The 21,872-nt window shown below is 38.1% G+C and carries 19 protein-coding genes; 14 read left to right on the top strand and 5 right to left on the bottom strand.

Going from position 1 to position 21,872, the window contains the following annotated elements; all coding sequences use genetic code 11:
- Positions 1-552: 552 nt before the first annotated feature.
- The 3 genes from J8L70_RS09710 to J8L70_RS09700 all read left to right on the top strand — a co-directional run bounded on the left by J8L70_RS09710 (position 553) and on the right by J8L70_RS09700 (position 6,454).
- A complete protein-coding gene (locus J8L70_RS09710) occupies positions 553-1,746 on the top strand; it encodes an efflux RND transporter periplasmic adaptor subunit (protein ID WP_211055370.1) in 1,194 nt (397 codons plus the stop codon).
- 3 nt (positions 1,747-1,749) lie between these two features.
- Positions 1,750-4,953 carry an efflux RND transporter permease subunit gene (locus tag J8L70_RS09705; protein ID WP_211055369.1) on the top strand — a complete coding sequence of 1,068 codons (3,204 nt, stop codon included), beginning with the start codon at positions 1,750-1,752 and terminating at the stop codon, positions 4,951-4,953.
- Between the two features lie 109 nt (positions 4,954-5,062).
- Positions 5,063-6,454, top strand: coding sequence for an efflux transporter outer membrane subunit (locus J8L70_RS09700; RefSeq protein ID WP_211055380.1), 1,392 nt, complete (start codon positions 5,063-5,065; stop codon positions 6,452-6,454).
- Between the two features lie 781 nt (positions 6,455-7,235).
- On the opposite strand, the gene J8L70_RS09695 is transcribed toward J8L70_RS09700, so the two are convergent.
- A complete protein-coding gene (locus tag J8L70_RS09695) occupies positions 7,236-7,787 on the bottom strand; it encodes an outer membrane beta-barrel protein (protein ID WP_211055368.1) in 552 nt (183 codons plus the stop codon).
- Positions 7,788-8,001: 214 nt separating this feature from the next.
- Between J8L70_RS09695 and J8L70_RS09690 the strand changes: the two genes are divergently transcribed.
- The 8 genes from J8L70_RS09690 (at position 8,002) to J8L70_RS09655 (ending at position 16,890) form a co-directional block, all read left to right on the top strand.
- Positions 8,002-8,955 carry a phosphotransferase gene (locus J8L70_RS09690; RefSeq protein WP_211055367.1) on the top strand — a complete coding sequence of 318 codons (954 nt, stop codon included), beginning with the start codon at positions 8,002-8,004 and terminating at the stop codon, positions 8,953-8,955.
- Between the two features lie 132 nt (positions 8,956-9,087).
- Positions 9,088-9,717: a uracil phosphoribosyltransferase gene (gene upp, locus J8L70_RS09685; protein WP_211055366.1), complete on the top strand. Its 630-nt coding sequence runs from the start codon at positions 9,088-9,090 to the stop codon at positions 9,715-9,717.
- A gap of 8 nt (positions 9,718-9,725) precedes the next feature.
- The gene (locus J8L70_RS09680) at positions 9,726-10,964 is read left to right on the top strand and encodes a uracil-xanthine permease family protein (RefSeq protein WP_211055365.1); all 1,239 of its coding nucleotides are present in this window, start codon (positions 9,726-9,728) and stop codon (positions 10,962-10,964) included.
- A gap of 153 nt (positions 10,965-11,117) precedes the next feature.
- Entirely contained in the window at positions 11,118-12,863 is a 1,746-nt protein-coding gene (locus J8L70_RS09675; protein WP_211055364.1) for an HAD-IIB family hydrolase, read from the top strand.
- Positions 12,856-14,076 carry a glycosyl transferase gene (locus J8L70_RS09670; protein ID WP_211055363.1) on the top strand — a complete coding sequence of 407 codons (1,221 nt, stop codon included), beginning with the start codon at positions 12,856-12,858 and terminating at the stop codon, positions 14,074-14,076. The genes J8L70_RS09675 and J8L70_RS09670 overlap by 8 nt, the downstream gene beginning before the upstream one ends.
- Positions 14,077-14,092: 16 nt before the next feature.
- Positions 14,093-15,871, top strand: a complete 1,779-nt coding sequence (locus J8L70_RS09665; protein WP_211055362.1) for a sugar phosphorylase — start codon at positions 14,093-14,095, stop codon at positions 15,869-15,871.
- 233 nt (positions 15,872-16,104) lie between these two features.
- Positions 16,105-16,494: a cytochrome b562 gene (locus J8L70_RS09660; RefSeq protein ID WP_211055361.1), complete on the top strand. Its 390-nt coding sequence runs from the start codon at positions 16,105-16,107 to the stop codon at positions 16,492-16,494.
- A 9-nt stretch (positions 16,495-16,503) separates the two neighbouring features.
- Positions 16,504-16,890, top strand: a complete 387-nt coding sequence (locus J8L70_RS09655) for an OsmC family protein (protein WP_211055360.1) — start codon at positions 16,504-16,506, stop codon at positions 16,888-16,890.
- 51 nt (positions 16,891-16,941) lie between these two features.
- On the opposite strand, the gene ykgO is transcribed toward J8L70_RS09655, so the two are convergent.
- Complete coding sequence (ykgO, locus tag J8L70_RS09650) at positions 16,942-17,076, bottom strand: type B 50S ribosomal protein L36 (RefSeq protein ID WP_211055359.1); 135 nt, start codon at positions 17,074-17,076, stop codon at positions 16,942-16,944.
- Positions 17,077-17,078: 2 nt separating this feature from the next.
- Positions 17,079-17,339 carry a type B 50S ribosomal protein L31 gene (locus tag J8L70_RS09645; RefSeq protein ID WP_211055358.1) on the bottom strand — a complete coding sequence of 87 codons (261 nt, stop codon included), beginning with the start codon at positions 17,337-17,339 and terminating at the stop codon, positions 17,079-17,081.
- A gap of 239 nt (positions 17,340-17,578) precedes the next feature.
- Between J8L70_RS09645 and J8L70_RS09640 the strand changes: the two genes are divergently transcribed.
- The gene (locus J8L70_RS09640) at positions 17,579-17,848 is read left to right on the top strand and encodes a hypothetical protein (RefSeq protein WP_211055357.1); all 270 of its coding nucleotides are present in this window, start codon (positions 17,579-17,581) and stop codon (positions 17,846-17,848) included.
- Positions 17,849-18,196: 348 nt separating this feature from the next.
- Positions 18,197-18,976, top strand: a complete 780-nt coding sequence (locus tag J8L70_RS09635; RefSeq protein WP_211055356.1) for a 2-keto-4-pentenoate hydratase — start codon at positions 18,197-18,199, stop codon at positions 18,974-18,976.
- A gap of 79 nt (positions 18,977-19,055) precedes the next feature.
- Here J8L70_RS09635 and J8L70_RS09630 read toward each other — a convergent pair whose 3' ends face one another.
- Positions 19,056-19,709 carry a DUF6058 family natural product biosynthesis protein gene (locus tag J8L70_RS09630; RefSeq protein ID WP_211055355.1) on the bottom strand — a complete coding sequence of 218 codons (654 nt, stop codon included), beginning with the start codon at positions 19,707-19,709 and terminating at the stop codon, positions 19,056-19,058.
- 168 nt (positions 19,710-19,877) lie between these two features.
- On the opposite strand from J8L70_RS09630, the gene dapA reads away from it, so the two are divergent.
- Positions 19,878-20,792 (top strand): 4-hydroxy-tetrahydrodipicolinate synthase, encoded by a 915-nt coding sequence (gene dapA, locus J8L70_RS09625; protein WP_211055354.1) that lies wholly within the window; start codon positions 19,878-19,880, stop codon positions 20,790-20,792.
- Between the two features lie 70 nt (positions 20,793-20,862).
- Here the strand turns inward: dapA and J8L70_RS09620 are convergent, their stop codons facing one another.
- Entirely contained in the window at positions 20,863-21,864 is a 1,002-nt protein-coding gene (locus J8L70_RS09620; protein WP_211055353.1) for a BtrH N-terminal domain-containing protein, read from the bottom strand.
- Positions 21,865-21,872: the final 8 nt, after the last annotated feature.

Below are 21,872 nucleotides of genomic sequence, written 5' to 3'. Positions count from 1 at the left end.
CTTAAAGCGTAAACGGCGAGCTAGCATTAGTAACTGCGAAAAATTATTTGCATAAAGCCCAATCAATTCTTAAGTACTTCCACTAAATAATACAGGCATTTTCATGGCTGTTATTTGAGTTTTATTTTTTTAATGCGCCTATTTTAAAGCTTAATTTATTTTGTATAGCAAAAAATAAATTTCCCGGTTCACTTTTAATGTTTGTAATACAGTTTGAACAGATAAATTAAGATGGGTGTCATCTTTATTTCAGATGGGTGTCATCTTTATTTCATCTTTATTTTTTTTTAATTTTTAGATGGGTGTCATCTTTATTCTTGTTTTTCTTCACAACTTATTCCTTTTCTAATTTTTGTTTATAAATCAAAGCTTTAAGTTAGCTTATTTTTTACATGAAGATAGAAAGTGTTTTATTTTTTGCATTTAAACTAAAGTTTTATACACATTAACCCATTCTTAACCTATACAATTATATTGTTTGCCTATTATAGGTCCGCAATACACAGTGCGGACCAATTGAAAACCAATTTACTTGAATATAAGGACTGCTATATGAAGATGTATCCATTGGCCTCTATTGGCTTTGCAATGATTACATTGCTGTTACTAAATGGTTGTGATGAACAACCTAACATACCCCAAGGGCCACGTATTACTGAAGTATCTTATATTAATGTAGCAAGCTCAGAACATAAAATTGAAACCCAATTACAAGGTAGGGTATCGGCATCATTGTCGGCTGAAGTTCGTCCTCAGGTAAGTGGTATTATTCAAACGAGGCTTTTTAATGAAGGGCAAAAGGTAGAGCAAGGGCAAACTTTATATCAAATTGATCCAAAAAGTTATCAAGCGGCTTATAACGAAGCGAAAGCTACTTTAAATAGTGCAAAAGCGGCATTGGCATCAGCTCAATTAAAAGATGAACGTTACGCAAACTTATTAAAAATTGAAGGGGTATCTCAGCAAGATGCTGACGATGCACATGCTGAACATCTAGAAGCGAAAGCCGATATCGAAATGTATCAGGCTGCATTAGAAACAACTTCTATTAATTTAGAATATAGTCAAGTATTAGCGCCTATTTCGGGTCGTATTGGTATTTCTCAAGTTACCCCTGGTACGTTAGTAACAGCACAACAAGATACCGCTCTTGCAACAATTCGCGCGTTAGATCCAATTTATGTTGATATGACTAAAAGCAGTAAAGCGTTATTACAATTACGTAAATTAATGCGTCAAAGCGATATAAAACAAGGTACTGCTCGGGTGAAGTTAACACTTGAAGATGGCAGTGTTTATGAGCATGAAGGAGAGTTAAAAGTGCAAGAAGTTGCGGTTGACGAATCTACTGGTGCCGTTACTTTACGTGCTGAATTTCCAAATCCAAATGGCTTACTGTTACCGGGTATGTTTGTACGTGCCACGATAAGTGAGGCGGTCAATGAAAATGCTATTTTAGTTCCTCAGCAAGGTATTTATCATAGTTCAACAGATCAAGCCTACGCATATGTTATTTCTTCAGAAAATAAAATTGAAAAACGGGTCGTCGAAACCAGCAGTACCGCTGGCAATAAATGGGTAATTACCAGTGGACTGGCTGTGAATGACAAGTTACTTGTTGAAGGTTCTGCAAAGGTAGGGCCTGGTAGTGAAGTGAAACCCGTAGAAGTTGAAATGGATCAAAATGGCACAATGGTTGTTGTAGCTGATAACGCTGGAGCTATGGCTACAGCTGGGAGCAAGTAATTTATGCTAGCACGCTTTTTTATCGACCGCCCAGTCTTTGCTTGGGTAATATCAATTATTATTATGCTCAGTGGAATCGCATCTATAATGTCGCTTCCTATTGCACAATATCCAAGTGTTGCACCACCTGTAATTAGTGTAAGTACAACCTATACCGGTGCCGATGCACAAACAGTAGAAAACAGTGTTACCCAAATTTTAGAACAACAGTTAACCGGACTAGATGGATTGCTCTATTTTTCATCTTCGAGTACTTCAGATGGCTCTGCTTCGGTAGATATTACATTTGAACAAGATACCGATGCAGATTATGCACAAGTTCAGGTACAAAATAAGGTTGAGCAAGTTACCTCAAGGTTTCCTGAATCAGTTCAATCTGAAGGTGTGACGGTTACTAAGTCAAATACCGACTTTTTACTTGTTGTTGCACTATATGACAGCAAAGATCAATCTACCGCATCGGATATATCGGATTATATTTCTTCAAATATTGAAGATGCGTTAGCGCGTGTTGAAGGTGTAGGTGATACCCGAGTGTTTGGTTCTGAGTATGCTATGCGTATTTGGTTAGATCCAACAAAGCTGGCTGCTTATGAACTTATGCCCTCTGATGTGTCTAGTGCGTTAGAGACACAAAATGTACAAGTAGCGGCAGGTAATATTGGCGCAAGCCCTTCTTTGGCTAATCAAGAATTAAATGCAACGGTGACAGCGCAATCTATGATGTCTAAACCAGAGCAGTTTAAAAATATTATTTTAAAATATGATGCCACGGGTGCCAGCGTGTTACTCAGTGATGTAGCTCGTGTCGAATTAGGTAGTGAGAGTTACAATATCATTTCAAAATTAAATGGCCATCCTTCATCTGGTATTGCAATTATGTTATCGCCTGGTGCTAATGCATTAGACACAGCGACGGCAGTAAAAAATAAAGTAGCTGAATTACAGCAAAGTTTGCCCGATGGTTACGATATTGCCTTTCCACGCGATAGCACTAATTTTATTAAAATTTCAATCTCTGAAGTGGTGCATACCCTAGGTGAGGCCGTAATACTGGTTGTATTAGTTATGTGGCTATTTTTACAAAATTGGCGCGCAACACTTATCCCTGCAATTGCAGTACCGGTTGTATTGCTCGGTACCTTTGGTGTGTTATCGGCATTTGGTTTTTCAATTAATACATTAACTATGTTTGGTATTGTTTTGTCGATAGGTTTACTCGTTGATGATGCTATTGTGGTGGTAGAAAATGTTGAACGTTTAATGGAAGAAGAAAACCTATCTCCTCGTGATGCGACAATAAAATCGATGTCGGAAATAACCGGAGCGTTAATTGGTATTGCTGTCGTATTATCTGCGGTATTTTTACCCATGGCATTTTTTAGCGGCTCGACAGGTGTAATTTATCAGCAATTTTCTGTTGCGATTGTTTCTTCAATGATTTTATCGGTTATTGTTGCACTTACCCTTAGTCCGACTTTATGTGCCACTTTTCTTAAACATAAAACACCGAAGAAAAATGGCACTACATCACGTATTTCTTTATTTACTCGTTTTAACACAATGTTCGATAAGCTATCAGAGTCATATTCGAGTAAAGTAGGGCGAATTATCAACAAAAAGTTACGTTGGGTTGTGGTTTATGCTGTGATCATTGGTGTACTTGGCGTACTTATTGTTCGTATGCCTACAGGCTTTTTGCCCAATGAAGATCAGGGCAGTATTATGTTTCAAGTGAACTTACCTCAAGGGGCATCAATTAAGCGCACTCGTGCTGTTGTTGACCAAGTTCAAGAATACTTATTAACTGAAGAAAATGAGGTGGTAAATAAAGCATTTGCTATTTCGGGCTTTAATTTTTCGGGTACTGGACAAAATGCAGGTATGGGCTTTGTGGCGTTATACCCATGGGATGACCGTACTGAAGACGATGAAAGTGCTGATGCATTAATCGGGCGTATTAACAAAAATTTATCGGGTATTCGTGATGCTAGTGTATTTGCCTTATCGCAAGCCGTAATCCAAGGGCTTGGGCAAAGTAATGGTTTTACGTTTGAACTACAAGCTGCAGCAGGCACTAGCCGAGCTGAATTAACTGAGCTTAAAAATAAATTATTAGTACAAGCAAGACAAAGCCAATTGCTTAATAGTTTACGTGAAGGAACACTAAGTGATACGCCACAACTTAATATCGAAATAGATAATGTAAAAGCCACTTCGCTGGGTTTAGATTTGTCAGACGTGTCATCCACATTAACTTCTGCGTGGGCAGGCTCTTATGTTAATGATTTTATCGATGATGGCAGAGTTAAAAAGGTATACATAGAAAGTGACGCACAATATCGTGCAACACCAGAAGCTTTAAACCAGTGGTATGTTCGAGGACAAAATGCCGATGGCGATACAACAATGACTTCATTTGAAGCTTTTAGCTCTTCAAGTTGGTCAAGTGCGCCGCAAACGTTATCGCGTTTTAATGGTATTGCGTCGTACCAAATTCAAGGTTCAGCGGCCAGTGGTGTGAGTTCTGGACAGGCTATGGCCGAAATGGAGCGCTTAGCCGATGAGGTTGGACAAGGTAAATTGTCTTACTCATGGAGTGGATTATCGTATCAAGAAAAAATTTCGAGTGGACAATCAACGATGTTGTACGCGATTTCTATTTTAGTGGTGTTTTTAGCATTAGCTGCTTTATATGAAAGTTGGTCTGTACCGTTTTCGGTTATTATGGTTATCCCATTGGGGCTAGTGGGGGCGGCATTAGCATCGACCCTGCGTGGCTTAGAAAATGATATTTATTTCCAAGTTGCATTGTTAACTACAATTGGTCTTTCAGCCAAAAATGCCATACTTATTGTCGAATTTGCTGAAGCATCATATCAAAAAGGCATGTCATTATTTGATGCAGCAGTTAATGCGGCGAAATTAAGACTACGTCCTATTATTATGACATCGTTGGCCTTTATGTTTGGTATTTTACCGCTTGCAGTATCGACGGGTGCAGGAGCAAACAGCCGTATTTCGATTGGTACGGGGATTTTAGGTGGTACTTTTACTGCAACAATATTGGGCATATTTTTAGTACCTATGTTCTTTGTATTAGTTCGTGGTTTATTCCCTAGCCGTCGTCCAGTTTACGGCGATGATGGTGAACAGCAACAAACACTCGTGCAACCAACACAACAAGTGGAGAGTGACCATGAGTAAGGTTTTCAATCAGCTTAATATAAGCAGCGAAAATAAAATGGAAAAATCAGTAAAACAGCGTAGCTCGCTTTGTACACAGTTCATATTATTGCCAGTGGTTGGCGCAATGATGTTGGCAGGTTGTAGTACAATGATGCCCGATTATGAGCGCTCACAAGCCGCAGAATCGAGTCAGTGGCAAGTTAAAGCACTGGAAAGCACTCAAGGATTGTCGTCACAACAAGCGCTCGACATTCCTTGGCAAACATTTATTAAAGATCAACGCTTAACGCAAGTTATTGAATTAGCGTTAAATAATAACCGAAGTTTACGCGAAGCATTGGCCGATGTTGAGGCCGCTAGAGCGACTTATCGCATCCAAAAATCGGATTTATTTCCAGATGTTGATGTGAGTTTATCGGGTAACCGGACTAAATCCTCTAGTGGAGAAATTTCTACGACTTACGAGGCTGAAGGTGGCTTTAGCAGTTACGAAATAGATTTATTTGGTAAAAACCGCAGTTTATCTGAGGCAGAAATGCAAGCATATCTCGCCAGTGCCGAAACAGCAAAAGCCACTAAAATAACCTTAATTGGCGAAGTGGCGAATGCTTGGCTAACTTTGTCTGCCGATAGCAATTTATTAAGTTTAGCTGAAGAAACGGCAGCCAATGCAGAGCGTGCATTAGCTATAACTAATAAGCGTTTATCATACGGGGTTGATACCCGAATTGATGTAGCGAGTGCTGAAACAGTGTATTATTCAGCCTTATCTGATATTGCCAGTTATAAAACACAAGTTGAACAAGATTTAAATGCACTGCGTTTATTAGTTGGTGATAAATTAGATGAGAGCTTATTGGCCTACAGCTTACCTCAAAGCGAAGCATTAGTGACTGATGTGCCTGCAGGCGTGTCATCAGCTGTGTTACTCGAACGTCCAGATGTGTTATCAGCTGAGCACGATTTAAAGTCGGCAAATGCCAACATTGGTGCAGCGCGAGCCGCTTTTTTCCCTACCATTTCGCTTACGGCTACTGGCGGATTAGCCAGCTCTGTGCTATCTGATATTTTCAGCGGTGGAGCCAGCTCAATTTGGAATATTGCACCTAGTATAAGTTTACCTATTTTTGATGGCGGCGAAAATAAAGCTAATTTAGCGTATAGCGAAGCACAACAGCAAAAGTATTTAGCGGCTTACGAATATACAATTCAAAGTGCATTTTCAGAAGTTGCAGATGCGTTGGCTAGGCGGGCGACAATACAAGATCAGCTTGATGCAGATAATGCTTTAGCTGAGGCTGCAACACGCAGCTATAATTTGTCATTCTCACGCTATGAAAATGGTGTAGACAGCTTTCAAGAGGCGCTTGAATCGCAGCGTACTATGTACAGTGCGCAACAGTCCTTGATCACCTCACGCCAAAGTGATTTAGAAAACCGCATCACTTTATATAAGGTATTAGGGGGTGGATTGGCACCTTACGAAGCGCTAAACGGTGAGACCACGCCAACAGAGTAAAGAGTTCACAACCGATAAAAGCCGAATATACTGTGCGTATATTCGGCTTTTTTGTTGTTTTAGAGTAAAAGTAGGAATATTACTTAGGGAATATAACCTAGACACCCATCCGGAGAATATAACCTAGACACCCATCCTAATTTTTTGCATTTCGTTGAACACAACACACTTCTTTAATATAACCTAGACACCCATCCTAATTTTTTGCATTTTGGGAATATAACCTAGACACCCATCCTAATTTTTGCATTTCGTTGAACACAACACACTTCTTTAAAGGTAAATTAAGATGGCTGTCATCTTAAAAGATGCTCTTTAAAGGTAAATTAAGATGGGTGTCATCTTAAAGGATGCTCTTTTAAAGATAAATTAAGATGGGTGTCATTTTAAAAGGTAAATTAAGATGGCTGTCATCTAAAAATATAACCTAGACACCCATCCTAATTTTTGCATTTCGTTGAACACAACACACTTCTTTAAAGGTAAATTAAGATGGCTGTCATCTTAAAAGATGCTCTTTAAAGGTAAATTAAGATGGGTGTCATCTTAAAAGATGCTCTTTTAAAGATAAATTAAGATGGGTGTCATCTTAAAAGATGCTTTAAAGGTAAATTAAGATGGGTGTCATCTTAAAAGATGCTCTTTTAAAGATAAATTAAGATGGGTGTCATCTTAAAAGATGCTAGCTAGGTGATAAAGTACAGTCATTATATGGACAATGGCCGTTTAGCATTGTGATTGTTTATAACCAAAGCGCCTATCTTAAGGCGCTTTTAAGGGACTAAAAATTATAAAACAGCACTAACGCACCTGTTGGGGCAAAATAAGTGCCGTCATTGGTTGATAAATGTTCATACTTAGTTGCGTCGCGTAATTTAAATACAAAATCTACACCTACCGATCCCCAGTTATAACCTACTCCCGCTGCAAGTTGTAGTCCTTTAAACGAGTCATAGTTTTGGTTGTTTATAGTCCATTTATCAGAAAAGAAGCCTGCGCCACCATAGCTCTTAAAACCTGTGGTTGCTAAACCAAAACCACCATACGCCATTAAATCAAAACCCTGGCTTTCTAATATAGATAGATCTTTATTTTCTGAGGTGAAATAGCTTGCTCGCACTTGAAAGTAATCATTTATCGCATAACCAGCAGCAATATTTAAACCTGTAAAATCAACATTATTATCTGAGTTATCAGTATTTACGATTGAAAAGGCTTGTGTGCCTGCACCCACACTCCAATGTCTGTTGGTAGAGTTAGGTTCGTTGGCTTGTACCTGTGCAGTAAGTATTAACGAAGAAATAAGTAATGTGTAATGAAATGCCTTTTTCATAGCTGTCCTTTTCCAAATTATAATAGGTTTAACGTATTGGTTTATATTTTACTTTTAATGCTAAAGTGCCTATAAATAATACAGTATTTAGTCCCTAATATCATTTGTTGGGTATTATTTTTTATTTTGCCTTCAAAAAAACATCCATCGATTAATTTTATGAATTAAAATAGTGACCTTAAAGCAATTAAGCTACAGCGGTGAGTGTATAGTTATGGCTCCTTTTTTATCATTATTAAAACCTTATTATAAAACAATTACTTTAGGGGAGGTGATCACCGAACTATGGAGTGGTTGTGGTCATATTGTGCAATGCAAAATTGATGAAAAACCCTGTGTTATTAAAGCCATATCTGTACCTGAACAAATTAATCACCCGCGAATAAAGCAATCGATTGTTGCTATACAGCGCAAAAAGCATTCGTATATTGTTGAATATAATTGGTATAAACACTACAGCCAACATTTACCGCTTTGTGCTCAAGCAATTACGTGCTTAAAAGCGTTAGCGCAAGACAATTTAAAGTTATTAGTTTTTACAGATTTTAATATTCAAGGTTATCAACAAGCTAAAAGTAATAACGATGTAATACAGGCTGTATTAAGTTGGCTTGCCCATTTTCATGCTTTTCATCTTAAGCAACCAAGCAAGGGCTTATGGCAACAAGGTAATTATTGGCATTTAGCAACACGCCCAGATGAGTTTGCTAACATGCTAAATGGCCCGCTTAAACAATCAGCCCAACAAATAAATGACAGTCTTGTTAATGCGCAGTTTCAAACAATTATCCACGGTGATGCGAAGTTAGCTAATTTTGCCTACAACAGTGCAACGCAAAATGTATTAGGCTATGACTTTCAATATACTGGCAAAGGCGTGGGGGTTATTGATGTTATGTATTTTTTAGGCAGTTGTTTAAACGAAACTGAATTGACTAAGTATGCAGAGGGTTACTTAAATACGTATTTTGACTATTTAACTCATGCGTTAATGGTATATAAAAAACCGCTTGATCCTGCCTCCTTAATAAACGAATGGCGTGCTTTATGGCCCGTTGCATGGGCTGATTTTTATCGTTTTTTAGCCGGTTGGGATCCTACACATATAAAAATAAATAGCTATATGCAACGTATAAGCAGTAAATGTATAAACACGAATGTAAGCTAATGCGCTTTAGCATTAAAACCATGGTTTATGGTGCTTTTAAACACAAACTATTAAAAGATAATGAAAAGCACAGGTAAAATATTTTTTTATATTATAAAATAGCGATAATTTTTGTTTTAGTAGGTTTCTATCATGGCTATTCACGTTATTTCACACCCTCTTGTTCAACATAAATTAGGTTTAATGCGCGCCGACGGTATTAGTACTAAAAGTTTTCGTGAATTATGCTCTGAAGTAGGTACTTTACTTACTTACGAGGCAACTAAAAATTTACCGCTTGAAGATAACCAAATTACTGGTTGGGATGGTAATGCGCTTAAAGTTCAGCATATTAAAGGTAAAAAAATTACGGTTGTGCCTATTCTTCGTGCTGGCTTAGGTATGATGGATGGCGTAATGCAATTACTACCCGCTGCCAAAGTAAGTGTTGTGGGACTTGAACGAAACGAAGAAACGCTCGAGCCTGTGCCTTACTTTGAAAAGCTTGTAGGTAATATTGGTGAGCGTTTAAGTTTAGTCATTGATCCTATGCTTGCTACTGGTGGTTCAATGATTGCGACGATTGATATGCTTAAAAAAGCTGGCAGTAAAGAAATAAAAGTCATTGTATTAGTAGCAGCTCCCGAAGGCGTAGAAAAAACGTTAGCTGCACATCCCGATATCGAAATTTTTACCGCTTCTGTTGATAGCCACCTAAATGAAAAAGGTTATATTATTCCGGGTCTTGGTGATGCGGGTGATAAAATATTTGGCACTGTGTAGAGCGGTTCATGGATACTAACTCAACATTTTCAACTAAAACCATTTTAACGGGTGCACAAATGCTGTTTGTTGCATTTGGTGCACTTGTACTTGTGCCATTGCTAACAGGGCTTGATCCGAGTGTTGCATTATTTACCGCTGGTTTAGGTACTTTACTGTTTCAAGTTGTTACTAAAGGCGCTGTACCGATATTTTTAGCCTCGTCGTTCGCATTTATTGCGCCTATTATTGCATCGGTTCAGCTATGGGGTGTACACGCGACAATGGGTGGCTTGATGGCTGCTGGTTTTGCTTATATGCTTTTGAGCTTATTGGTAAAATTTAAAGGTGTGGCTACACTTCATAAAATTTTACCGCCGGTGGTAGTGGGCCCTGTGATCATGGTGATTGGTTTAGCGCTGGCACCTGTAGCGGTAAATATGGCAATGGGTAAAAGTGGCGATGGCAGCGTGCAATTAATTGCGTATAACCACGCTATTTTCATATCGATGTTTTCGTTATTAGTCACGCTTATTTTTGCTGTATGGGGTAAAGGGGTATTTAAGTTAATCCCCATATTGGCAGGTGTTGTTTCAGGCTATTGTTTATCACTTGCCTTGGGAGTAGTGCAATTTGATGCTGTGAATAATGCCCCGTGGTTAGCTATCCCTAATTTTACCTTACCAGAGTTTAAATGGCAGGCTATTTTATTTATGGTGCCTGTTGCCATTGCCCCTGCAATTGAACATATTGGCGATATGATGGCTATAAGCCAAGTTACCCATAAAGACTTTTTGAAAAAACCAGGTTTGCACCGCACTTTATTTGGAGATGGGTTAGCAACATCGGCAGCGTCGCTATTTGGAGGACCACCGAATACAACATACTCTGAAGTAACAGGGGCTGTAATGCTAACTAAAAACTTTAACCCTAAGGTGATGATGTGGACTGCTATTATAGCCATTGCACTGGCATTTATTAGTAAAATGGGAGCGGGACTACAAACTATTCCAGTTCCGGTAATGGGGGGGATAATGATTTTGTTATTTGGCTCTATTGCGGTTGTCGGATTAAATACTTTGGTTAAATCGGGCGAAGATTTAACAGCACCACGTAATTTAAGTATTGTGGCATTAATATTAGTTTGTGGTATTGGTGGTATGCATATTGGTGGGTCTGGATTTAGTTTAGAAGGTGTGAGCCTGTGCGCAATTTTGGGCATTGTTTTAAATCTTGTATTACCTAAATACAAAAATGAACACGGGTGATACTCATTTTGCACATGGTGTGTAAATCTTGCACCAAAATGGCGCATATTAAATGCGCTATTTTTTTAACTAATTGAAAATAATAATAAATTAAAATTGGTCTAGTAACTGCATTTACCTTGATATAGTCGAGTAGTATTTACAGGAGTTATAATGTCAGAGGCCAATGTAGTGGATATAACCCCGTTTTTAGCCAAACACCAACTACCATTAAAATATCAACTTTTAAGCGAGCAATTTTTTGTTCCTTTAGCCCTCGATATTCTCTCATCTAAAAAACCAGATACCCCTTTATTTGTCGGCATAAATGGATGCCAAGGTTCAGGAAAAACCACGCTAGCTGATTTTTTAGTCACGTGGTTTAGTGCTAACACTGCTTTAAATTGCATGGCCATTTCAATAGATGATTTTTATTTAAGTAAAGATGCACGTAAGCAGTTAGCAGACGATGTACACCCTTTATTTGTTACCCGTGGTGTACCGGGCACTCACGACACCGATTTAATGCGCGATACCTTAACGCGATTAATGGCAAAAGAAACCGGTGTGCCGATCCCCAGCTTTAATAAACACGAAGACGATTGCACCGATAAATCACAGTGGCAGGTAACCACAAAGCCCGTTGATATTATTATTTTAGAAGGATGGTGCGTTGCAAGCGAAGCACAACAACCATTTTCTTTAAGTGAACCGATTAACGAGTTAGAGCAGCTGCAAGACGGGGACGGTATTTGGCGTCGCTGTATTAATAGTTGTTTAGCGAATGAGTATAAATCAATTTTTAATATGATTGATTATAAAGTCATGCTTAAAGCTCCCAGCTTTAGCGATGTGTTTTCATGGCGAAAAGAACAAGAAGCTAAATTAATTGCATTAAAAGGTGAAGGCAGTGGCACGATGGACCATGCTCAATTGGTGCATTTTATTTCGCACTTTGAGCGGATCACCCGCGAGAATTTAAATACATTAAGTACTAAAGCTGATGCATTGATTGAGTTAGACAGTGCGCGAGATATAACCGGTATGCACTTGATCAGTGATGATACGTTGCAGCCAATTATTTTTACAGATTTAGATGGTACGCTATTAAGCCATACTGATTACGATACCAGCAATATTGCACAGCTAGTACAAACGCTACAGCAAGGTCATATTCCTGTAATTTGTAATACCAGTAAAACATTTAGTGAATTGGTTGAATTAACACAAACCTTAAATATCCAACAACCTTTTATTGTTGAAAATGGATCTGCTGTATACATTCCTTTAGATTATTTTGAATTAAAACCACTGGGATGTAAGCAAGTGGGTGATTATTGGCAATATGCTTTGGCAGAAACGAGCCATCAACTTGCAGAAGATTTAGCGCAATTTGAAGGTGACTTTAACGGTTGCTACACCTTATTTAGCCAACTAAGTAAAGAAAAGGTGAGTAAGTTAACCGGGTTAAGCCTAGAAGCGAGTGAAAAAGCACAGGCTAGAGAATTTTCAGATCCCATTTATTGGCAAGGAAACGATGAACAGTTAACGCTTTTTATCTCCCAAGCGACCAATAAGGGTTACACCGTTCAAACGGGTGGGCGATTTATCCATTTAACAAAAAATACAGATAAAGGGATTGCCCAGCAATGGCTAATAAAACAATTTACAGAGCAATATAGAAAACCATTAACGGTAATAGCGCTAGGCGATAGTGATAATGACAGAGTCATGTTAGAGCAAGCCGATATTGCCATTATTATTATTAATCCTGCGAGTAAAAAGCCGGTAAAACTTACCCATAACAAGGCACGTTACTCACAATCACCAGCCCCGCTAGGTTGGATAGAAGAAATTACGGCGTTGTCTTGTATAAATAGCATTTTAAAGAATATTAAGGAGCACACGTCTCATGGCTGATTTTTATCAAAACGGGATAATAACAACATTACATAATATTTCTGATCGCCCCATTGAAGAAGTAGAAAAAGAGCTTGTCGGCTTTAGTAAAAAGCGCCCAATGGGACTTATTTTACCTTCGTTGTTTAGTGAGCTTGAAGGGCCAGCGTTAAAAAATATTGTGAAAGAGTTAAGTGATGTGCCGTACTTATCTCAAATTACTATTGGTTTAGACAGAGCAGATGAAGCGCAATATCGTCATGCTTTAAAGTATTTTGACGATTTAGGGCAAAACCATAAGGTATTATGGAACGATGGTCCTCGTTTACAAGCCCTTGATAAAGAACTACAAAGTTTGGGTGTTGCCCCTCGCGAATTAGGCAAAGGACGTAACGTTTGGTACTGCATGGGCTATAAACTTGCCACTGCTGAGGTTGAGTCAATTGCATTACACGATTGTGATATTTTAACTTACGATAGAAGCTTATTAGCAAAACTTATTTATCCTGTTGCTAATCCACGTTTTAACTATGAATTTTGTAAAGGGTTTTACCCACGTACTGCGGGCGGAAAAATTAATGGGCGTGTTTCGCGTTTGTTAGTAACCCCCTTACTGCGCTCGTTTAAAACGTTACTTGGTAGTCAAGATTACCTTGAGTATATGGACTCATTTAGATATCCATTAGCCGGTGAGTTTTCGTTTAGACGCGATGTATTAAGTGATATTAGAATCCCAAGTGATTGGGGATTAGAAATTGGTGTACTTAGTGAAATGTACCGTAACTACTCGCATAACCGTTTATGTCAGGTAGATATTGCAGATAATTATGATCATAAACATCAGGCATTATCGTTAGATGATCAAGAAGCTGGATTATCTAAAATGTCGATAGATATTACTAAAGCATTATTTAGAAAATTAGCGACACAAGGCGTCACCTTTACCAGCGAAACTATTCGCTCGTTAAAAGCAACTTACTACCGAATTGGCTTAGACTTTATCGAAACCTATCATAACGATGCAATTATGAATGGCTTAACACTTGATATTCACCAAGAAGAAAAAGCGGTTGAGATGTTTGCACAAAATATTATGCATGCAGGGCAGCACTTTTTAGAAAATCCGATGGAAGCACCATTTGTGCCTAGCTGGAACCGCGTTGTATCGGCTATGCCAGATGTAATGGAAAGATTAAAAGAAGCGGTAGAGCTCGATAATAAAGAATACAAATAATAACTAAGGGGCCGATGTGAGTACTGTAAGCGAATTATTTTTACAAAGGGTGGAGCAACACCTACATATAATCTATCAAGACGTAGAGTTACCTCTTTCAATTTCGAAATTGGCTCAACAACTAATAGATATTATTTTAGCTGATGATCCATTAAGAGATCCCACCCCTCATATGAATCGATGGGATGAGCAGGATATTATCTTAATTGCTTATGGTGATAGCATCATTAAGCATGATGGTAGTGAATTTGCTGTGACTAATCCTATTGAGGCCCCGCTTAAAACATTGCACCGATTTATTAAAGAGCAATGTGACATGCAACTTAATTCGTTACATATATTACCATTTTATCCGTATAGCTCAGATGAAGGCTTTGCGGTGATGAACTATGTACAAGTGAATGACTCGTTAGGTGATTGGCAAGATATTCAAAACATTGCTAAAGATGTAAAACTGATGGCTGATCTGGTTATCAATCACTGTTCAAGCCGAAGTGTGTGGTTTGAAAACTTTTTAAACGATTTACACCCAGGTAAAGACTATTTTAAAACCGCTAGTTTAACTGATGACTTAAGCCAGGTGGTACGCCCACGTACATCACCTTTGTTAAATACAGTAACGACCCCAAGCGGTGATAAAAACGTATGGTGTACCTTTAGTCACGACCAGGTTGATTTTGATTTTGCTAACCCAGAGGTATTAAAAGAGTTTGTCGGTATCATTAGGCATTACTTAGATAATGGAGTGCGTTTATTTAGAATTGATGCCGTGGCATTTTTATGGAAGCAACTAAATACCAGCTGTATAAATTTACCGCAAACTCATGAAGCGGTCAGGCTATTACGCACGTTAATAGAGCATGTTGAACCTAGCGTGGTTATTATTACCGAAACCAATATTCCTAACCAAGAAAACCTGTCTTATTTTGGTAATGCTAATGAAGCGCATGCAATATATAACTTTGCACTCCCGCCTTTGTTGTTACACACGTTATTAAGTGGCGACAGTACGGCAATAAAGCATTGGATGATGAGTATGCCGCCGGCGCAAAACGGTACTGCCTATTTTAATTTTATTGCTTCACATGACGGAATAGGGCTGCGACCAATCGAAGGGTTATTACAACCAAGCGATGTGGCGTCGTTAGTCAGTACCACGATGCAATTTGGCGGTAAAGTCTCGATGCGTACCAGTAACGATGGAACGCATACGCCATACGAATTAAATGTAGCTCTTTTTGATGCGCTACAAGGGACACATAATGGGCCTGATAAGTTTGGTTTAGAGCGTTTTATGTGTGCGCATGCCATTATGTTTGCTTTAGAAGGTATTCCTGGGTTGTATATCCATAGTTTATTAGGGACTACCAATGACTATGAGCGATACGAAAACTCTCAACACAACCGCGCGATTAACCGACATCGCTGGCAAGAATCTAAATTATTATCGGCACTTGATGATAAATACAGTCATCATAATAAAGTGTTTACCGGTATAAAACAGTTATTAAGCGTGCGTAAAAAGCAAGGGGCATTTCACCCGAATGCAACACAGTTTACTCTGCATTTAGCAGGGGGATTATTTGGTTTTTGGCGTCAAAGTATAGACAGACAACAAAGTATTTTTTGTATATATAACATTAGCGATAAACCGCAAACGCTTACTTTAGCTGATTTAAACTTGATCAATACTCAACAATGGTACGACCTCGTTGCTGGTACGACAATAAGTGAAGACATGCTAACAATGGAGCTAGAACCTTATCAAAGTGTATGGTTAAGTAATATAAAATAAAAGATTTAGAGCAACCCGTTCAAAGTATTATAAAGGCCCGCATTTGCGGGCCTTTTGTTTTTTTAATTAAATATGTTGTTTAACTGATACATACAGCCTGTTGTGTAAAGGCCCTTTACAGTTAATTTATTACAATATTGATTACAACTTTATCAGTGGTTAGGGCATAACTAACTTGCTACAATTACAGGCTCTTAGTCAGTCATTGGTTTGCTTAATTGATAAGGTTACATATGAAGATACTTTTTATTATTAGTACATTATTTTTTTGCACACTTTCTTTTGCGAACAAACCTGTAGATCTTGAAGTGAATATGAAAAATACCGGACTTGCTTACAAAGATGCTGTGCAAGCCATTGGTATTGGTGGGTTTAATACGGCTATAGATAGGTTTATTGAGTTGGTAGAGATCAGTAAGACGGCCAAGTTCCATAAAGAGGAACAAATGTCGCTACAAGGCTTAGATAAAGTGATAGAACAGGCAAAAATAGCGAAAGTATTAGCTAATGAGCGTGGGTTAGAGGCCGCCAAGCCTGCGCTTAAAAATATTGATAACTTACGTAAAAAATATCATGAGTTACATGAGCCTCCGGGCTTTTTTGATTTATTGTTTGGAAATTAAGGAGTGACAATGGAAATTACAGTTTCAATGTTAGCTGGGCAAAAGCAAAGTGCAAAATTTGGCGAGTTAGAAGTAATCAGTGATCAAAGTATCACCGCTGGAGGAGATGCTGAGTACCCAGAACCCTTTGATTACTTTTTAGTAAGCATGGTGTTGTGTGCAGGTTTTTATGCACGAAAGTTTTGTGAGCAAAGAGATATTTCAACGCAAGGCATGACGTTAGTGCAAAATAATGACAATGTGGATGAGCAAGGTAAAAAGAAGTTTTCTATTACAATTAATTTACCAGAAAGCTTTCCTGCTAAATATAAAAAAGCATTAATAGCCGCTGTAAATACGTGCACGGTTAAAAAAGTAATACAAGCACAGCCAGAGTTCGATGTGTTAGTTAAATAAGTAAGAATGCGGCTAAGTGTTTTAAAATACTTGGCCGCATTGTTCACGGGGTTATTTCTTTTTCATACCTTGCACCGCTTTAAAGCGTGGGTTGTCTTTACAAATGACAAATGTGCGGCCTTTGCGTTTTACAATTTGACACCCTGGGCGTTTTTTAGCGCTTTTAAGAGAGCTTAATACTTTCATGTTTAATCTTTTTTAGAGGTCGATAAGTTTTTAAAGCGACGGTTAAATTGTGCAACACGACCATCACTTGCCACTGTTTTTTGCTTACCAGTGTAAAACGGGTGAGAATCACTAGATACATCAATTGGTACATACGGGTACGTTTTACCCTCTAATTCGATAGTACGATCCGTTTTAATGGTTGATCCAATCATAAAGTAGCTATCAGCAGCAGTATCATGGAATGCCACTACTTGGTAATCAGGGTGAATATTTGGTTTCATAGTACATCTCGGTAAGTGTTATGTGATAATATATCGCTAATTTACTCTGATAATTTGTATTTTGCAAATGATTTTTAATCGTATTTAGAGCGGGTGTTGTTGACTAAATGCGCAGCTGGTTTAAAAAATAATCACTTAAACTAAAAATACTAGCTATTAAAATTTAGGCTGTTATAACTGTATTTAAGAGTTAAATACGTTAACAAATATGGTTATAAAAGTTATCACAGAGGTAATGCATGAATGACGCAACACAACAACAAGAACAAATAGATCAAGGGGTCATGGATACCCTAAGAGAACGCGATCATAGCGTGTTAGCACAACAGGTTAACCCAATTAGCTGTTCACATAATGATATTATTGAATTATTGGCACATTATATTGCATTGAGTGAGCAAGACGATGATGAGTTATTTGACCATTGGTTTGATAATTTAACGAAAGAACAACACACAGTGCTTAAAACATTTGAAGTGTATAGAGGACAATACGAACACCAAAATTAACATATCGACTATTTATACGCTAACGTTTAAATAGTTAACCACCTTATATACACAGTGTGCATTTAATAAAAGTATTTTTAATAAGGCATATTTTGAACTCTCAACTATGCCTTATTTATTTTTCAGCAACGTTTAGTTTCTGCCACTATATTTTACTTCATACCGCGTTTTATCATGTCAATTAACCGTGTCGGCAATATCTATTGATCTCGCATCATCTAATTGGGTGTTTTAAACCATTACTTATATAAAAACTGTATAAAGCAGTCATAAGAGTTTGTTGCATCTAATGGTAGTTAGCATACACTCAATTGAAATTATTTTTTAACAATAAAAGCATAGAGAATTATGGACAATAAAGAACAGTTAACTTTAATTGCAAAACATTTTTATAAGCAACGCAGTGCCGCGCTACCACACTCTGATTTACCTGAAGGGTTAAGTGTTGAGTCTTTAGATGATGCTTTAGCAATTCAACGACTACTCATCACGTTAAATAACGATAAAGTGTATGGCTGGAAATGTATGACGCCACTGGCTGATGGCACCATCATTGTTGCTCCATTATTAAAACCAACCGATGTGCAAACAACAACATGCTCGCTAAAAGCAAACAATGACAATAATAAAACAAGTGTTTTCATCGAGCCTGAAATTGCGTTTATTTTAGAAAAAGACTTAGCGAAAAATCAAACATTTACTGATAGCGAGGTCGATGCTGCGTTTGGTGATGCGCATATGGCACTTGAACTAATTCAAAAGCGCTTTAGTGCGACAGGCAATGCAACGAGTTACGATAAATTTGCCGATGGGTTATTTAATCAAGGCGTGTATTTAGGGCCTAAAATAGATAAAGAAGCGGCGTATAAGGCCGGTTCATTTGCCGTAACAATCGCACAAGAGGGTAACGATGTGCTTAACTTATCTGCAAAGCATCCTGCCGAATTGCCTCAAAACCCTTTATATTGGGCAATGAACTTTTTATCTGCGCAAGGCGTTGAACTAAAAGCTGGGCAAGTATTTATAACGGGATCATACTGTGGACTTGTTGAGCTTGATACGCAAAAACACACCGAATTTAACTACGAAAATTTAGGGACGATGGCGGTCACTTTAACACTCGATTAAGAGTAAGTAGGCCACAACTGAGTGTATCTGCCTTAGCGATACACTCAGGCATTAACGATTAAAAATCATCTGTCGGTCATTACTTAATAGACAAATCGTATTTTAAAATAAGTGCATCAATATATTTAGCGCGTAAACTGTTATTTTTCTCATGGGCCGCCCCATGACTGAGTGCTTTATTGAGTAGCTTCATTGCTTGGTGTAATTCTTTGCGTTCGTCTTGTTCAAGGCTTACTTTTGTTCTTAATTCGGTGGTATTATCGATAAGTAAACGCGCTATATCAATAGAGACTATTTCTTCTAGTAAGCCATTTTGAGTAAGGGCACCGTATTTACTGCATAAAAATTGCTGCCACACTTGCTGCACTTGCTCTTCTAAATCACAACCAAACAATTCTTCATCAAAGGCAAACCCTTGTTGCGCTAATTTAGATAAATACCCAGTGTAATGCTGAGCAAATAAATTAAAGGCATGACTCGATAACTCAATCTTTTGCTTTAATAAATGCTTTCCCCAATTTACGTAACCACGCGGGTAGTAATCATCATACTCTTCACATTCGTATAACCCAGAGTAAGAGCTACAACTAAGTTGGCTTTTAATACAATAACTAGGCTTAGGAAAAAGTCCTGTTTGTTGCCAGTGCTCTAGTGTCTCGTGTGAGATAGATAAAGTTTGGCAAAGCTCATCCGTATGATAAAAGTGGCTTGCTAAATAGTGTGATAAACGCATAAGTAACACTCAAAATAGGTAAAACAAAATACTGTTTTTATATACAGTGTTTATTGTGTCTGATTCTATTTAATAACACAAGTTATTTTACAAATAACACTGCCAGCCCTCCCCAAATGAACGTATTTATGATACAACTACGGCAAGTTTTTTTAAGAATAATTTTTTATGCGCACCCTAGAACAAATTAAACAAGCAAGCCTAATTACAGCGATTAAAACTCCATTTTTAACTTCGGGAGAAATCGATCTTGTTACTTACGATCAGTTAGTCGAAGAACAAATCGCAGCCAATGTAGATGGTATCGTCGTTGGTGGAACTACAGGCGAAGGCCAATTAATGAATTGGGAAGAGCATTTAATGCTTATTGCGCATAGTGTAAATAAGTTTAGCGACAAACTTGTGATAATTGGTAACACGGGAAGTAACAACACTCGTGAAGCTATTAAAGCAACCCAATATGGTTTTGCCAGCGGAATGGATGCGGCACTACAAATAAACCCATATTATGGACGTACATCTTTAGCAGGTGTTAAAGAACACTTTGCTCGTTTACTTGATATTGGCCCTGCGTTTATTTACAACGTTGCGGGGCGTACTGGGCAAGATTTAACCCCCGATATAATTGCTCCGCTGGCTCAGCATGCACACTTTATTGGTGTAAAAGAATGTGGTGGTAATGAGCGTATCGCACAGTACGAGCAACAGGGTATTGCGTGTTGGTCAGGTAATGACGATGAAGCACATGATGCACGCCACATACATAAAGCCCACGGCGTAATATCGGTTACTTCTAATCTTGTACCTGGTTTGTTTCGTGAATTAATAAACGTTAAAAATGAGTCGCTTAATGATTCACTGCAAGCACTGATGGGGTGGATGTTTTGCGAACCAAATCCTATCGCAATTAATACCGCACTGATGATGACAGGCGCCGTTAAACCGGTGTTTCGTTTGCCGTATGTCCCCTTATCTGTAGAGCAACAAACTCAAGGTGTAGCGCTTATTAATGCACTTAACGAAAATGATTTTGTGGGTCGTCGTGCTCAACTATTAAACACCGAAGATGTCGTAATTGGTTAACTTTTGTAATCATTTATATTGCTAATAAAAAAGTCACTTTAAGTGACTTTTTTATTTTTATCATATTGGCTTATTTTGTCGCCTTAATAAGTAATTGGCTCAGCTTTGCTTCTTGCTCTGCAACGTGTTCAAGCGTTAAAGCAATATCATTTAAACTCACATCACTGCGTTTTTTACAATATTTTACTGCTTGCATAGCAAACTCTCGCCAAAGATCACCAACCACCGTGGTGTGCTGTGCGCACTCTAGTAGTAATGGGGTATTAGTTTGTTTGCTTGCTTGCTCTAAAAAGCTGGCGTACATAAATCTAAACCCCGCGCCACCGGTGCCTATCTCTTCTTGCATTCGTACAATATGTGCTAAATATAAACGTGTATATTTGGCTGGTTTACCCTCAAGTGCACGAATTTTATTTGCCATGTGTTTAATGCCTTTTAAACCAAAGTAGGGCAAAATTAAACCATTCATCATTTTAGCTGTTTTTTTAATAGCAGGTTTAATGATAGGGGCTATGTTTACGTTTTCTGGCACATCACGAATAACATACATTAACCCTTTGGCAGCTAAAGCGCCTTTGGCAAATCGTGCATTTTTTAAATCTTGCGCTCGACATGTTACAGGGTGTTCAAATACAGGGTCGCTTATTAAGTATTCGTCGTTATCATTTTTGCCATAAACGACTAAGTTATGGGCATTAAAATGAAAGCGCATATCTTCAGGAAAGTAAGGAAGCCAGTATACCGAGCTTTGTAATCCAACTAAATTGCCTTTACTTAATTCATCATCAAGCGCTTGCATGCCCGCATCAGGGTTTGAAAACTTACGTGTTTCTAAATTAATGTTAAGCTTTTTACACACCTTTTTAATGATCGTTTTAGGCGGCATACGATACGCGATAAGGGGCATGCCCGATATTTTTACAAAGGGTAAATAGGCAAATGTAAGCGCCGATGCGAGACCAAAAGCCATAGGCTCAGTCATTGCAATGCCTTTGCTTTGCAATAAGGTAGCGACCACACCTGTTTCACAGTGCGATGACTGTTGGTGATTTATTGAAAGAATTATCGACATAGTGTTAT

Origin of the sequence: Pseudoalteromonas sp. MMG010, assembly GCF_018100905.1 — a bacterium.
In the GTDB taxonomy this organism is placed as follows: Bacteria; Pseudomonadota; Gammaproteobacteria; order Enterobacterales; family Alteromonadaceae; genus Pseudoalteromonas.
The sequence above is the reverse complement of the archived record's forward strand: the minus strand, read 5'-3'. Positions and strand labels throughout refer to the sequence as shown.